Here is a 14,056-nt window from a genome sequence, read left to right as displayed (position 1 = left end):
TTCTCGTCACTGTCTCAGCATGGCCCCGTATTCTTCCTCCAGATGCCGGACCATCCGGTCATGCACTTCCTGAACTTCCTCATCCGTCAACGTACGGTCTTTTGCCCGGTATACGAGAGAGAACGCCACACTTTTCTTTCCTTCCCCGATTCTCTCTCCGGAAAACACGTCGAAAAGTGCTACGGATTCGAGTAATTCTCCGGCCACTTTCCGGATTCCTGCTTCGAGATCGCCGGCGGGGACATCCTGATCCACCACCACCGCCAAGTCCCGGGTGACGGCCGGATATCGGGGAATCGCCACATACCGGGCCTGATCGGGGACGGCGGTGATGAGCGTGGCGAGATCCAGCTGGAACACGACCGGCTCTTCCAGATCATGCTTGGCCGCCAGTTTCGGATGAAGTTGCCCGATCATGCCGACGACTTCATTTTCGATGAGGATGACGGCGGTGCGACCGGGATGGAATCCGTTCGGCGCGGCCACCTCATACCGAACCCCGCTGATGCCGAGACGGGTGAACAGGGATTCCAAAATTCCTTTCAGCCGGTAGAATCCGTGCCCTTCGACGGATGCTTGCTTCCAGACGGAGGGATCGGGTTTGCCGTCGATCAGAGCGGCCAATTCCCAGCGCTCATCCGGGAGAACCGTCAGCACTTCTTCCGCGGAATGATAGGTTTTGCCCATCTCAAACAGAGCCACCCGGCCGTTGCCGTGGTTGCGGTTGTACGACGCCGCCTGGATGAGTGACGGCACCAGTCCGGTCCTCAGCACCGTCCGGTCCTGGCTCATCGGCATGGCCAGCCGGATGGGACGGGACGATTTCAGCGGCTCCACTTCGGCGTTCAGCGGTTCCGAGGTGAGGCTGTAAGTGATCGCTTCGCTGAGGCCCAGCTGACGGAGCGTGTGCCGAATCACCCGGCGCAGCTTTTGTTCACGGGTCAATCCGCCTTGGGATTGCATGCCCATGGGAAGACGAGCCTTGATCCGTTCATACCCGTACAGCCGCGCCACTTCTTCGATCAAGTCGACCTCCATCGTCACGTCCGGACGGCGGGTGGGCACTTTCACGTGATAGACACCTTCCCCGGATTCCACGGTGAACCGGAGGCGTCTGAAAATGTCAAGTACCTCTTCCTCACTCAGCTCATTTCCGATCAGACTTTCCAAACGGTCATGTCTGAGCGGGATTACCACATCGTCCACGTCACCCGCTTTTTGCACCATCACTTCGGAGCCGGCCACGCCTCCCGCCAACTGCTCCATCAGCTCCACGGCACGCGCGAGCGCGGGAACGATCCGTTCGGGGTCCACGCCTTTCTCGAAGCGGTTGCTCGCTTCCGTCCGAAGCCCCAACTTCCGGGAGCCTCTCCGGACGATCGCCGGATCGAAGAAGGCGGATTCGATGAGCACCGACACGGTTTCCGACGTCACTTCGGACGATTCGCCGCCCATCACGCCGGCGACCGCAATCGGATGGGTACCGTCCGTGATCAGCAACATGTCTTCTTCCAACTCCCGAAGCTGACCGTCCAGCGTGACCAAAGTCTCGCCTTTCACGGCCCGACGGACGGCAATCCGGCCTTCCGGAATCTTGTCGTAGTCAAAGGCGTGCAGCGGTTGCCCCGTTTCCAGCATCACATAGTTGGTGATGTCGACGACGTTGTTGATCGGCCGGATGCCTGCGGAAATGAGCCGGTTTTGCATCCATTGCGGGGAAGGGCCGATCTTGATGCCGTGCACCACCTGTGCGGCATAGAACGGACAATCGTCCTCGGACTGAATCATGATTTCCACCGGCGAAGAGGGTCCTTCGGGAGCGGACAGGCTCACTTCCGGCAACATGAGCTGCCGGTCGAAAATGGCCGCCACTTCATAAGCCACGCCGAACATGCTGAGACAGTCGGAACGGTTGGGCGTGAGCTGAAGTTCGATCACTTCGTCATTCATGCCGAGGTAGTCCTTGATGTCTCCCCCGATCGGCGCATCCGGTCCGAGCACCAGAATGCCTTCCGTCTGCTCCTTCATGATCACTTTGTCCGGCAGTCCCAGCTCACGGGCCGAACAGATCATGCCCTGGGATTCCACCCCGCGAAGCACGGCATTCTTGATGTGGACCCCTCCGGGAAGTTTCGCGCCGACCAGCGCGACCGGCACGCGTTGGCCCGGAGCCACGTTGGACGCTCCGCACACGATTTGGAGGATTTTCCCCGGGCCGACCGACACCATGCAAACCTTGAGCTTGTCGGCTTCCGGGTGTTTTTCGACGGAGAGCACCTGACCGATGACCACGCCGGACACGCCGGTGTCCCGGGTATAGATCACTTCCACCTCGATGCCCGTCCGGTTCAATTCCATCGCAATGTCTTCGGGAGTAATTCCTTCAAGTTCCACGTAACGGGAAAGCCATTCGTAGGATACCAGCACGAGTCGTCACTCCTTCCTCACTCGGACCGAAACTGGCGCAGGAAGCGCAAGTCGTTGTTGTAAAAATGGCGAATGTCGTCAATGCCGTATTTCAGCATGGCGATCCGTTCCGCTCCCATGCCGAACGCAAAGCCCGACACCTGCTCCGGATCGTATCCCGCTCTTTCCAGCACGCGGGGATGAACCATGCCGGCTCCCAAGATTTCCACCCAGCCCTTTTCCGGATGGAAAATGTCCACCTCAACGCTCGGTTCCGTGAACGGGAAGTAACTCGGGCGCAATCTCATTTCGGTTCCCGCACCGAACATCTGTTCAATGAACGCCAGCAACACGCCGTGGAGCTCGCTCATCGACACATGGGTGTCCACCATGAGCCCCTCGATCTGAGTGAATTGGTGCGAATGGGTCGCATCATCGTCGTCCCGCCGGTACACTTTGCCCGGACAAATGATCCGGATCGGAACCGTTCCTTCCCGCGATTCCATCACGCGAACCTGAACGGGCGACGTATGGGTGCGAAGAAGAATTTCCGGGGTGATGTAGAACGAATCCTGCATGTCACGCGCCGGATGATCTTTGGGAAGATTGAGTGCTTCGAAGTTGTACCGGTCCACTTCCACTTCCGGCCCTTCCGCCACCTGGAAGCCGAGACCGGTGAAAATGTCCTCGATTTGCTCCAACACCAGGTTGAGCGGATGAAGAGATCCCGTTGCCGGATTCATGCCCGGCAAAGTGACGTCGATCCGCTCCGAGGCCAATCTCTCCTCCAGGGCCGCTTCTTCCAGCCATGCCTCTTTTTCCTGCAGCCGGCTTTCCAGCACCTGGCGCACTTCGTTGGCCACTCCGCCGATCACCGGACGTTCTTCCGGAGGCAGGGAGCCCATTCCGCGGAGAACGGACGTCAGCTCTCCCTTTTTCCCCAAATACCGCACGCGGATGTCCCGGAGCTCTTCAAGACGGGTCGCTTCCGAGATCGCGGCGACCGCTTCCTGCTTCAACATTTCCAATCGTTCGCGCATCCTGTTCTCTCCTTTCCTCAACAACAAAATAAAAAAATCCCTGCGCCCAAAGGGACGAAGAGATTTCGCGGTACCACCCTTCTTGGAAAACACACGCGGTCATGCGTTTTCCCACTCGACACCGATAACGGCCGGGTACCGGATCCCCCTACCGGGAAGCCATGCTTCCGTTCAGGGGTCTGCTTCCGGGCGAACTTCGGCAGCCGTGGTCCATGGAGTGCTCTCAGTCGCGGCATCTCCTCCCTGTCATGGCACGAGCTGCTTACTCCTCCCGTTCATCGCAATTGACGCTATGGATGGATGATTCCCAAATCAAACCAATGCATGGATGAATGGCTACCATTCATCTTACCAAAATGCCGTCTCTCTGACCAGAGTCATCCGCCCTGTGCCGCATACATCCGGCGAACCCGTTCGTAGAGGAGTACCGCACCGGTCACGGAGACATTGAGGGATTCGGTTCCTCCCGGCATGGGAATCTTCACGCCCACATCCGCTTTCGCGGCCAGTTCCGGATCGACGCCCTGTCCTTCATTTCCCAGCAGAAAAGCCACTTTTTCCGGGTAATCACAGTCAAAATGCCACCGACCCGCATGGGGGGACGTCGTGACCACCGTCACGCCGGAAGCCTTGAGTTTATTCATGGCCACATCCAGCGGTTCATGCACCAAAGGCAATCTGAAAACGGCTCCCATCGCGGAACGGAGCACTTTGGCATTGAACGCGTCAACGGTTCCCTTGCCCAGCCAAACTCCGCTTACGCCGGCAGCCAGCGCCGTTCTGAGCAAGGTACCGAGATTGCCCGGATCCTGAATGCGGTCCAAAAGCAGATACGTCCCCGAGCCTTCCCGGGAAATCAAGAGGTCCGCATCCCAGACCGGAAAGCGAACTTCCGCGGAGATCCCCTGCGGGTTCTCCGTTTCGGCAATTCCGTCGAACAACGGTTCGTCCAGCACGTACACACGGGCTCCTTTTGCCGCCGCCTCTTCGGCGAGGGATTTCCATGTCGGCAGCTTGTCCTTCCGCACCATGACCGACACCGTCCCGAGATTTGCAGCCAACGCTTCCCGAACCAGATGTTCTCCTTCCGCCAGAAATGTGCCGTTGCGCTCCCTGCCCTTTCGGGAGTGCAATTTTTTCCATCGTTTGACATGTTCGTTTCGCGGTGAAGAAATCCTTGCCGGTTCATGCATCATGTTCGTCAGCCGCCTTCTGAAGTTTTTGCAGATCCCGGTTGTGCCCGATGACCACCAGCATGTCTCCTTCGTGAATCACATCATTGGCGGACGGAGCGATGTTGAAACGGTCTCCGCTTTTGATGGCCATCACGTTGCACCCGAACCGGCGCCGGATGTCAAGTTGCTGGAGCGTTTTGCCCTTGAAAAATTCCCCGGCCACGATTTCCACCATCGAATGATCTTCGGACAACTCAATGAATTCCAGGATATTGGGGGAAATGAGACTGTGCACCAGGCGGACCCCCATGTCCCGTTCGGGAAAGACCACTTTGTCCGCACCGATTTTCATCAACACTTTTCCGTGCAATTCATTGGTCGCCTTGACCACAATGTTGGAAACACCCATTTCCTTCAGAATCAAAGTGGTCAGGATGCTCGCCTGGATGTCATTGCCGATGGCCACCACCACCACGTCGAAATTGCGGATGCCGAGTGCCTTGAGGGCATGTTCGTCTGTGGTGTCCGCCTCGACGGCATGGGCAACCTCCTGGGCGAGTGCCTGCACCCTCTCCGGATCCTTGTCGATGGCCAGCACTTCGTGGCCCATCGCATGAAGCGTTCTCGCCACGCTCCCTCCGAAACGTCCGAGTCCGATGATTGCAAAAGTCTTGCTCACGTTTGCACCTCCAAAGCAAGGGACGCAATGTCACATGGACTAGGATAACCCATCATCGGGGATAAAGTGGATTTTTTCCACGCAAGATATGTCAAAAAGGAGGGCGAACGAATGAATTTCGACATCCGCGGCGCTGTCATCCGCAATCTGACCGGCATGAACAGCCAGGATCTGGTGAATTTGGTGAACGATTCGATTCAACAGCGGGAAGAAAAATTCCTTCCCGGTCTCGGAGTGCTGTTTGAGGTCATCTGGAAAAACAGCCCCGAATCCGACAAAAACCGGATGATCCAAACACTTCACGACAACATTCCCGCTGCCCGGTCATAAAAGGAAAGCCCGCTCTTCCCAAGGGAATCGAGCGGGTTTTTTCCGCAAACCGGTTTTACCATCCAAATCCGAACCCCGGACCGAACCAGCCGCCTCCCCAGAAACCCCAGAAGGCAAAGCAGCAGATCAACAGGATGATGATGATCGCCACGGCGATCCATCCAAGTCCGAATCCTCCGAACCCGCCAAAGCCCAGACCCTTGCTCACGAACTCCACTCCTTTCCAATTCCGGATCCTTCCATCCACATGCTATGGAGACGTGAGCCACGAAGGTTGGACCAATCACCGGGGGCAAGAGCCCTTTTTCGCCGGCGGCGAACCGGTCTTCCTTCACCCCCGCTCACGGGCGAGCCAAAGGAACACCGTGATCATGATGAATGCCGTCAATGCGAGAAAAGGAATGGTGATGAAACCGAACCAGTCGATGTAATTCTGGGAGCAGGGGACTCCCACCCTGCACGGGAAGGTCAACGCCATCGACGGAACCTTCTGCAGCAGATAATGAAACAGCGAAACACAGCCACCGATCACCGACAGCGGCAACGCATACGGGATGATGGAGCGGTCCCGGCGGTACGCAGCGATCCCCAGCACAATGGCCAGGGGGTACATGAAAATGCGTTGAACCCAGCAGAGCGAACACGGAATGAAGCCCAGGATTTCACTGAAATACAGACTGCCTCCGGTGGCCGCCAAAGCGGTCACCCAAGCCAGATACACCCCTGCTCGTTCAAACAGGGTTCCCTCATTCTCCGGACGGGTATCGGTCATTTTCCGTTCAACTCTTTCTCAATCGCGGCTTTCAATTCGTTCAGATCGAGCCCGTTCACCTTTTTGCCGTTCACATACACCGCCGGAACACCGTCGATTTGATTTTTCTGTGCGAGTCGATTGTCATCCAACACGTCTTTTTCATGAGTCTTGGCGGCAAGATCTTGCGCCACCTTGTCCGCGTCCACTTCCGGAACGTGTTTCCGGATCAGGTCGGTCAGGAATTCGGGAGTGGCCCATTGCTTGCTTTCCTCACCCTGATTGGCGTACACGGCCTCGTAGAATTTCCAGAATGCGTCGGGATTTTGCCTGTATACGGCCTCACCCGCCATGCCCGCCGTGATCGAATCCGGTCCGATGAACTGGAAATTGACAAACGTCATCTGAGCTTTTCCGGTATCAATGTATTCTTTTTTGATCACCGGCCAGATCGAATCATGGAACATTTTGCACGCGGGGCACTTGAAGTCGCCGAATTCCACCAGTTTCACGGGAGCGGAAGCCTGTCCGATCGTGGGATGGGCGGAAGGATCCACACCGGTCAGCGGGGGAGCATCCGTCTCACCCGTTTGACCGACGGACTGAAAGATCGCGTACACTCCCAACCCGACGAACAGGACCAACGTCAAAACAATCAACGTCTGCATGTCAAAGATTGAAGATTTTTTCTTCTTGGGGGTCATCGTTTCCTCACTCCTCCTTTCTCATGTTACAGGAAGCGACACAAAATTTCTATATTCGCAATGATGTCTTTGACAAGTGCCTCGCCCCGCAAGAGCGACTCACCCCGTCCGGGAAACCCCCGGTCTTGCCGGGAATCGTGTTCGAAAGGAAGATCCGTTCGGAAGATCATGATCCGCGGGAAAGGGCCGGATCGATCGCCTCTTCCAAGTCTTTCTGCCGATTGCCTGATCTTGTGCAAAACGGTATAATAAATCCCGTCTTTTATTTCACCTTGTTAAATAAACGTGTTCCAAAAGGAGCCATGCCCATGCAAGACCGTATGGATCTCATTTCCGAATTGGAGCAATGTTTTCGGTTGGCCCTGCGTACCATGAGAAAAGAGATGTCGGTGATTTTCGGTGACCGCATCAACGGGGCGGAATTCGGCGTGCTCAAGCTTCTTGCACGGAAGAGCCCCAGAATCGTCACGGAAATCGCTCAGGAATTTGAAGTGTCCGTCAGCCACATCACCCACGTGGTCGATCAACTGGTCAAAAAACGACTGGTGCAGCGCATCCGCTCCCAATCGGACAAACGGGTGGTCGAACTCCATCTGACGGAACAGGGACGGGCATTGGTCGAAGAGCTGTCCGAAAAAAAGCGGAAATACTTGTTGGAGAGATTTGAGCCCCTGAGCGACGGGGACCTTCGAAAGCTGTGCGATTTGCTGCACAAGCTTCGCTGATACGTACACCAATCCGACAGACTTGAACGAAACGGGGTCTTACACGTGGAACATCTCACATCCAAACAGAAAACCGCCATCATGATGGCGATCATGGCTTCCATGCTGTTTGCGGCACTCAATCAAACCATTATCGGCAACATCATGCCCATCATCATCTCCAAACTCAACGGCATGGATTACTTTCAATGGGTTTTCACCATCTACATGCTGACCTCCAGCGTGACGGCCATCCTCGCCGGAAAACTGTCCGACATTTTCGGCCGCAAGCCGCTTTTGCTCATCGGGCTGTGCATCTTCATTCTCGGATCTTTCCTGTGCGGCACCTCCAAGGACATCATCCAGCTGATCATCTGGCGCGGACTGCAGGGACTCGGGGGCGGCGTGATCATGTCCACCGCCTTCGCGGCCGTGGGTGACCTGTTCCCTCCCCGGCAGCGCGGTCGCTGGCAGGGGATCATGAGCGGCATCTTCGGCTTTTCCAGCATCATCGGCCCCACAATCGGCGGGTATATCGTGGATCATTTCGATTGGCACTGGTGTTTCTGGATCTTCCTGCCGTTCGGAATCGTGGCATGGGTGTTGATCTGGAAACTCTTCCCGGGGATCCGGAACACGGAAGAAGGAAGCGTGGACATCGCCGGATCGGTGCTGCTCACTTCGGTGATCGTCCCCATTCTGCTCGCTTTCTCCTGGGCCGGAAAGGAATATGCCTGGGATTCCGCCATGATTCTGGGACTGTTCGGCGCAGCTGCCCTTTCCCTGGTGCTGTTTCTTCTGGTCGAAAGAAAAGCGGCCAGTCCGGTGCTTCCGCTCGGCATGTTCAAAAACTCCGTGTTCACCCTGTCCAATGTGGTCAACTTCCTGACCGGCATGGGCATGTTCGGAACCATCATGTACGCTCCGTTCTTCATTCAGGGTGTCATGGGCAAATCGGCGACCGCTTCCAGTTTGCTGACGATGCCGCTCACGCTGGGCATGGTGATTGCCAGTATTTTCGCGGGACAATGGATGACCCGAACCGGCAAATACAAACGAATGGCGATCATCGGTCTCTTCGTCATGGCGGCAGGCATGTTTCTGTTGACCCGTCTCCCCGTCGATGCGGAAAACCTGGAGGTCATTCTCCCCTTGACGGTGGTGGGACTCGGTCTCGGCACCAGCTTTCCCGTGTTCACCCTGACCGTGCAAAATGCGGTGGAACACCGTCATCTGGGAGTGGCCACTTCCGCGGTCCAGCTGTTCCGGCAATTGGGAGGAACGATCGGAGTTTCCGTCATGGGTTACATCATGGGCTCCTCCATGCAGTCCCAATTGCAGGAGAAAATGGCCCATCTTTCGGCCAACCGCTCTGCCGGCGCCATCCAGACTCCGGCCATCCAGGACCCGAATGTGCTCATGAATCATGCCGAGCTGGAAAAAATCCGGGAATCTCTTCCCGAACCCGCGGTGCAGCTGTTTGACAAGATGATTCAGTTGTTCAAAGAGGCGATGGCTGCCTCCCTGCATGATGTGTTCCTGATCGGTTGTTTCCTGGTATTGGCGGCCACGGTTTTGTCTTTCTTGGTCCGCGAAGTGCCGCTGAAGACCACCAACCGGGATGACGCCGACACCTCCCGGGAAGAGGAAAACGCGTCGGTCGAAGTCGTTTCCTGAAACAACCATAAAAAAACCCGTACGGATAAACCGTACGGGTTTTTTATGTGATGCGATTACTTCGCGTTCTTGGCGACGGACACCAGATCGGCGAAAGCCTTGGCATCGGTCACGGCCAGTTCGGCGAGCATTTTGCGGTTGATGTCCACGCCGGCCCGTTTCAGACCATGCATGAAACGGCTGTAGGACATGCCGTTGATGCGGGCAGCCGCATTGATCCGGGCGATCCAAAGTTTGCGGAAGTCGCGTTTGCGCTGACGACGGTCACGGTACGCATACATCAGCGACTTCATCACTTGCTGTTTCGCGGTCCGGAACAGACGATGTTTGGAACCGAAGTAGCCCTTCGCCAGTTTCAGGATTTTTTTGCGGCGACGGCGAGTCACGTAACCACCTTTAACTCTCACTGCGAATCCCTCCTGAAGTTAACACACTGTCTCGTCACGAAATTACATGTAGGAGATCAGGTCCTTGATGCGTTTCACGTCACCGGAATGCACGATGGCACTGCCGGACAGGCGACGTTTGCGCTTGGAAGTTTTGCCCTCCAGCAAGTGGTTTTTGAAGGCATGACGGCGTTTGATTTTGCCGGTACCGGTTTTCTTGAAGCGCTTGGCTGCAGCGCGTTTCGTCTTCATTTTCGGCATGTGAATTTCCTCCTCCGACTACTGTTTCGGTGTCAGGATCATGATCATCTGGCGGCCCTCAAGCTTCGGCTGACGCTCGACTTCGGACAGTTCCTTCACATCGGCGGCAATCCGCTCGAGAATGCGACGACCGATATCCTGGTGGGTGATCTCCCGTCCGCGGAACCGAATGGACAGCTTCACCTTGTCGCCCTTTTCAAGGAACTTGCGTACGTTCCTGAGTTTCGTCTGAATGTCGTTCTCCTCGATGGACGGGCTCAGACGAATCTCCTTGATCTGGACGACCTTCTGGTTTCTGCGCGCTTCCTTTTCCTTCTTGCTCTGCTCGTAACGGAACTTGCCGTAATCCATGATGCGGCAAACCGGCGGCTTTGCATGGGGAGCGACGTTCACCAGATCCAGATTGGCATCCCGGGCCATCTGCAACGCTTCGCGCAAAGGCTTGATGCCGAGCTGGGATCCGTCCGGACCGATCAAGCGTACTTCGCGCGCGCGAATTTGCTCGTTAATCAGGTGTTGCTGTTCTCTGCTGATAACCTGCCACCTCCAAAATATAGTAAAAGAAAAAGGTGTGGACGCGTCTGCGCCCACACCACGGTTCCCGTCTTCAGCCTGCAATTCGCTCAACACAAATCGGGAAATTGGCATCACAACCGGAGAACCTGTCAACAACCCGAAGGCGTCGTTCAGGTGAGAAGCGGGCGCTTCTGCTTGATGTCCGTTTGATCTTACCATGAGAAACCATGGGATGTCAAGCGAATCGCTGTCATTTCTTGGTCTCGACATCGTCGAGGATTTGTCTGATCACTTCCTGCACCGGCTTCGCTCCCCGGTCGCCCTCCGAACGGTGCCGCACGGCCACGGTGCCGGTTTCTTTCTCCTTCTCCCCGACCACAAGCATGTAAGGAATCTTCTGCAGCTGGGCCTGGCGGATCTTGTAGCCGATTTTCTCGTTGCGGTTGTCCAGTTCGGCGCGAATTCCGGCCTCCTGGAGACGCTCCACCACTTGCTCCGCATATTCGCCGTAGGATTCGGAGATGGTCAGGACGCGGGCCTGAACCGGAGCGAGCCAAACCGGCAACGCCCCTTTGTAGTACTCCAACAGGAAAGCGACAAAGCGTTCCATCGTTCCGACGATTCCGCGGTGAATCACGACCGGACGATGCGGTTGCCCGTCCTCTCCGATGTATTCCAGCTCAAACCGGTTGGGCAGATGGAAATCCAGCTGGATCGTGGAAAGGGTTTCGTCCTTGCCCAAAGCGGTCTGAATCTGCACGTCCAGTTTCGGACCGTAGAAAGCGGCTTCCCCTTCGGCCACCACGTACGGAAGCCCCAGTTCGTCCATGGCGTTTTTCAGCATCTCCTGAGCCATTTCCCACATCCGGTCATTCTGGACGTATTTCTCCTTGTCCGCCGGGTCGCGGAAGGACAGGCGATACCAGAAATCTTTGATGCCGAAGTCCTCGTACACCCGCTGGATGAGGCGGACCACTTTGGTGAACTCCGACTGGATCTGGTCGGGCCGGCAGAAGATATGCGCATCGTTCAGGGTCATGGAACGCACCCGGTGCAGACCCGTCAGCGCCCCTGACATCTCATAACGGTGCATGGTTCCCAACTCGGCGATCCGTACCGGGAGATTCCGGTAGCTTCTCAGTTCGCTCTTGTAGATCATCATGTGATGCGGGCAGTTCATCGGACGGAGCACCAATTCTTCATTGTCCATTTTCATGGAAGGATACATGTCATCCTTGTAATGATCCCAGTGACCGGAGATCTTGTACAACTCCACACTCGCCAGGTGGGGCGTGTAGACGTGATTGTAACCGAGGCGTTCTTCCAGATCGACGATGTACCGCTCGATCACCCGACGAACGGCTGAACCGTTCGGCAACCACAGCGGAAGCCCCTGTCCCACCTCCGGCGAGAGGGAGAAAATTTTCAGCTCTTTGCCCAGTTTCCGGTGATCGCGCTGCTTTGCTTCTTCAAGGCGGACGAGATATTCATCCAGCTGGGATTTCTTCGGCCACGCCGTGCCGTAAATGCGCTGCAGCATCTGGTTCTTTGAATCCCCGCGCCAATACGCTCCCGCCACGCTCATCAGCTTGAACGCCTTCAACCGGCCCGTCGAAGGAAGATGCGGACCGCGGCACAGGTCGAAGAATTCTCCCTGTTCATAAACGGTGATCGTTTCATCTTCCGGCAGATCGCGGATCAGCTCCAGTTTCAGATGATCTCCCACCTCTTCGTACAAACGGATGGCCTCCTCCCTGGAAACCACCTTGCGGACGATGGAATGATCTTCCTTGATGATCCGGTTCATCTCTTCCTCGATTTTCGGCAAGTCTTCCGGAGAGAGACGAACCGGCAGATCGACGTCGTAGTAAAAGCCGTCATCAATCACCGGACCGATGCCGAGCTTGACGTCCGGCCACAGACGCTTCAGCGCCTGAGCCAGCACGTGGGCGGCGCTGTGTCTGTACACCTCAAGTCCTTCGGGATCATCGAGCGTCAGAATCCGCACTTCCGCACCGTCCGGAACCTCCGCGGACAGATCCACCGTTTTTCCATCCACCATTCCCGCGACGGCTTTTTTCAAAAGTCCGGAGCTGATCGAAGCCGCCACGTCGCGAACCGTCACCGGACCGTCATACTCCCTGACGGATCCGTCAGGCAATTTGACCGACAAACTCATGCATCCCACTCCTTCTCCGAATTTCTGGTCAACCAAAAAACGCCCGTCCCGCAAAGGGACGAGCGTTGCCTGCGTCGTGGTTCCACCCTTCTTCGGTCGGTCGCCTTCCGATCGGGAACATTCCCGGCGACGCAACCCTCTCATGCACCGATAACGGTGTGCAAACCGGCAAAGGATACTGGTCCCGTCGGACGTTCCCCTTTGCTGCTCCGGGGTGGTGAATCCCGTTTCCAGCGGGTGCGGGGCTTTCAGCCGGTGGCCGCCGCTCTCTGGTACCATGGAAAAGGATCCGTGTCCCCATCTTCGCCATTGCCAAGAAAAATTTGAATGTATTATACGTCCGGAGCGGTGATTTCGTCAAGTTCCCCGGAGCGGAAAATCCGATCCAGCCCACACTGGCTGCACCCGTCACACACCATGATTCTTCCCCGGAAAATCTGAATCAAGGTGCGGATGACGTTTTCCGAAGGGTTGGCGGAATGAATCACAAGGCGCTCCGGCGCGACGGCCAAAAGCGTCCCCACCAGAGCATCTTCCTTGGAATTCGTCAGTTCGGGGAGACTGTCCACGGGTTCGTTCCATTCAAGCGGTGTTCCGTCCGAATGGACCAGCCGGAAACATCCCTTCCGCTCATGGATCAGATGAACCAGCGGCACACGGGGAGGTTGCAGGGAGAGAAAGCGACGAAGCAAGCGGATGAATTCCTGGTATTCCAGATCCAGCTCATATTCCCGAACTCCGTCGTGGACACAGGAAACAAGGGCCGTACGGTACGTTTTCATTCGGAACCGGACAAAGCCGTCCACGGCCAAAGACCGGCTTCCCCGCAGCAATCGCAGGATTTGTCGGGTCAATTTGTCTTTTCTGCTTCGGTAAACCACCCGGTCGCTCTCCCAGGCACTTGATTCCAGGAGGCGGAACACATACTCTTCGATCGCCCTTGCTTCCGTTCCCTGATAATAGGGATAGTGTTCCCGAATCAATTCCCGGACGATCTCCGGTTCCAGATTTTCGCACACATAGTCGGCCAGCGTTCCGGCAAGCTTGTGGCGAAGTTCACGATCCACCCGCACTCCCCCGTACACGCAACAGGAGAACAACTTCCGATCCCCCGTATGCCACTCATGCATCCGACACTCCCGCCCGTTTTTCCCGAATTCGGCGAGCATTTCCTGCAGGCAGGCCCTGAGGCGGATCGCTTTGGATGGATCGGCGGCATCGATCGAAATGAGATAAGCCACCGTTTTC

At 56.4% G+C, this 14,056-nt stretch carries 15 protein-coding genes and 1 other annotated feature; of the genes, 3 read left to right on the top strand and 12 right to left on the bottom strand.

The window, feature by feature from the left end; all coding sequences use genetic code 11:
* Positions 1-6 precede the first annotated feature (6 nt).
* The 4 genes from pheT to EG886_RS04235 all read right to left on the bottom strand — a co-directional run bounded on the left by pheT (position 7) and on the right by EG886_RS04235 (position 5,300).
* On the bottom strand, positions 7-2,427 hold the full coding sequence (pheT, locus tag EG886_RS04250; protein ID WP_124726975.1) for a phenylalanine--tRNA ligase subunit beta: 2,421 nt from the start codon (positions 2,425-2,427) through the stop codon (positions 7-9).
* 17 nt (positions 2,428-2,444) lie between these two features.
* Entirely contained in the window at positions 2,445-3,446 is a 1,002-nt protein-coding gene (gene pheS, locus EG886_RS04245) for a phenylalanine--tRNA ligase subunit alpha (RefSeq protein ID WP_124726974.1), read from the bottom strand.
* 47 nt (positions 3,447-3,493) lie between these two features.
* Positions 3,494-3,734, bottom strand: a binding site (T-box leader).
* 89 nt (positions 3,735-3,823) lie between these two features.
* On the bottom strand, positions 3,824-4,642 hold the full coding sequence (locus EG886_RS04240) for a TrmH family RNA methyltransferase (protein ID WP_124726973.1): 819 nt from the start codon (positions 4,640-4,642) through the stop codon (positions 3,824-3,826).
* Complete coding sequence (locus EG886_RS04235) at positions 4,632-5,300, bottom strand: potassium channel family protein (protein ID WP_124726972.1); 669 nt, start codon at positions 5,298-5,300, stop codon at positions 4,632-4,634. Before EG886_RS04235 ends, EG886_RS04240 begins: the two co-directional genes overlap by 11 nt.
* Positions 5,301-5,411: 111 nt before the next feature.
* Between EG886_RS04235 and sspI the strand changes: the two genes are divergently transcribed.
* The gene (sspI, locus tag EG886_RS04230) at positions 5,412-5,630 is read left to right on the top strand and encodes a small acid-soluble spore protein SspI (protein ID WP_124726971.1); all 219 of its coding nucleotides are present in this window, start codon (positions 5,412-5,414) and stop codon (positions 5,628-5,630) included.
* Positions 5,631-5,685: 55 nt separating this feature from the next.
* Here sspI and EG886_RS04225 read toward each other — a convergent pair whose 3' ends face one another.
* From EG886_RS04225 to EG886_RS04215, 3 genes are all read right to left on the bottom strand, one after another.
* The gene (locus EG886_RS04225) at positions 5,686-5,838 is read right to left on the bottom strand and encodes a sporulation protein YjcZ (protein WP_241154367.1); all 153 of its coding nucleotides are present in this window, start codon (positions 5,836-5,838) and stop codon (positions 5,686-5,688) included.
* A 123-nt stretch (positions 5,839-5,961) separates the two neighbouring features.
* Complete coding sequence (locus EG886_RS04220; RefSeq protein ID WP_124726970.1) at positions 5,962-6,402, bottom strand: disulfide oxidoreductase; 441 nt, start codon at positions 6,400-6,402, stop codon at positions 5,962-5,964.
* Complete coding sequence (locus EG886_RS04215) at positions 6,399-7,085, bottom strand: DsbA family protein (protein ID WP_124726969.1); 687 nt, start codon at positions 7,083-7,085, stop codon at positions 6,399-6,401. The genes EG886_RS04220 and EG886_RS04215 overlap by 4 nt, the downstream gene beginning before the upstream one ends.
* 308 nt (positions 7,086-7,393) lie before the next feature.
* Here EG886_RS04215 and EG886_RS13660 point away from each other — a divergent pair, with 308 nt between their 5' ends.
* Both EG886_RS13660 and EG886_RS04205 read left to right on the top strand, forming a co-directional pair.
* Positions 7,394-7,810 carry a MarR family winged helix-turn-helix transcriptional regulator gene (locus EG886_RS13660; RefSeq protein WP_164491643.1) on the top strand — a complete coding sequence of 139 codons (417 nt, stop codon included), beginning with the start codon at positions 7,394-7,396 and terminating at the stop codon, positions 7,808-7,810.
* A 45-nt stretch (positions 7,811-7,855) separates the two neighbouring features.
* On the top strand, positions 7,856-9,466 hold the full coding sequence (locus EG886_RS04205) for an MDR family MFS transporter (protein ID WP_124726967.1): 1,611 nt from the start codon (positions 7,856-7,858) through the stop codon (positions 9,464-9,466).
* Positions 9,467-9,522: 56 nt separating this feature from the next.
* On the opposite strand, the gene rplT is transcribed toward EG886_RS04205, so the two are convergent.
* From rplT to ytxC, 5 genes are all read right to left on the bottom strand, one after another.
* Positions 9,523-9,873 carry a 50S ribosomal protein L20 gene (rplT, locus tag EG886_RS04200; protein WP_124726966.1) on the bottom strand — a complete coding sequence of 117 codons (351 nt, stop codon included), beginning with the start codon at positions 9,871-9,873 and terminating at the stop codon, positions 9,523-9,525.
* Between the two features lie 42 nt (positions 9,874-9,915).
* Positions 9,916-10,113 carry a 50S ribosomal protein L35 gene (gene rpmI / locus EG886_RS04195; RefSeq protein ID WP_124726965.1) on the bottom strand — a complete coding sequence of 66 codons (198 nt, stop codon included), beginning with the start codon at positions 10,111-10,113 and terminating at the stop codon, positions 9,916-9,918.
* Between the two features lie 18 nt (positions 10,114-10,131).
* On the bottom strand, positions 10,132-10,626 hold the full coding sequence (gene infC, locus EG886_RS04190; protein WP_124728652.1) for a translation initiation factor IF-3: 495 nt from the start codon (positions 10,624-10,626) through the stop codon (positions 10,132-10,134).
* A gap of 253 nt (positions 10,627-10,879) precedes the next feature.
* Positions 10,880-12,808, bottom strand: coding sequence for a threonine--tRNA ligase (gene thrS, locus EG886_RS04185; RefSeq protein ID WP_124726964.1), 1,929 nt, complete (start codon positions 12,806-12,808; stop codon positions 10,880-10,882).
* Between the two features lie 332 nt (positions 12,809-13,140).
* Entirely contained in the window at positions 13,141-14,049 is a 909-nt protein-coding gene (gene ytxC, locus EG886_RS04180; protein WP_124726963.1) for a putative sporulation protein YtxC, read from the bottom strand.
* Between the last annotated feature and the right edge of the window lie 7 nt (positions 14,050-14,056).

It is taken from the genome of Staphylospora marina, assembly GCF_003856495.1.
GTDB classification, from domain to species: Bacteria; Bacillota; Bacilli; order Thermoactinomycetales; family Thermoactinomycetaceae; genus Staphylospora; species Staphylospora marina.
The sequence above is the reverse complement of the archived record's forward strand: the minus strand, read 5'-3'. Positions and strand labels throughout refer to the sequence as shown.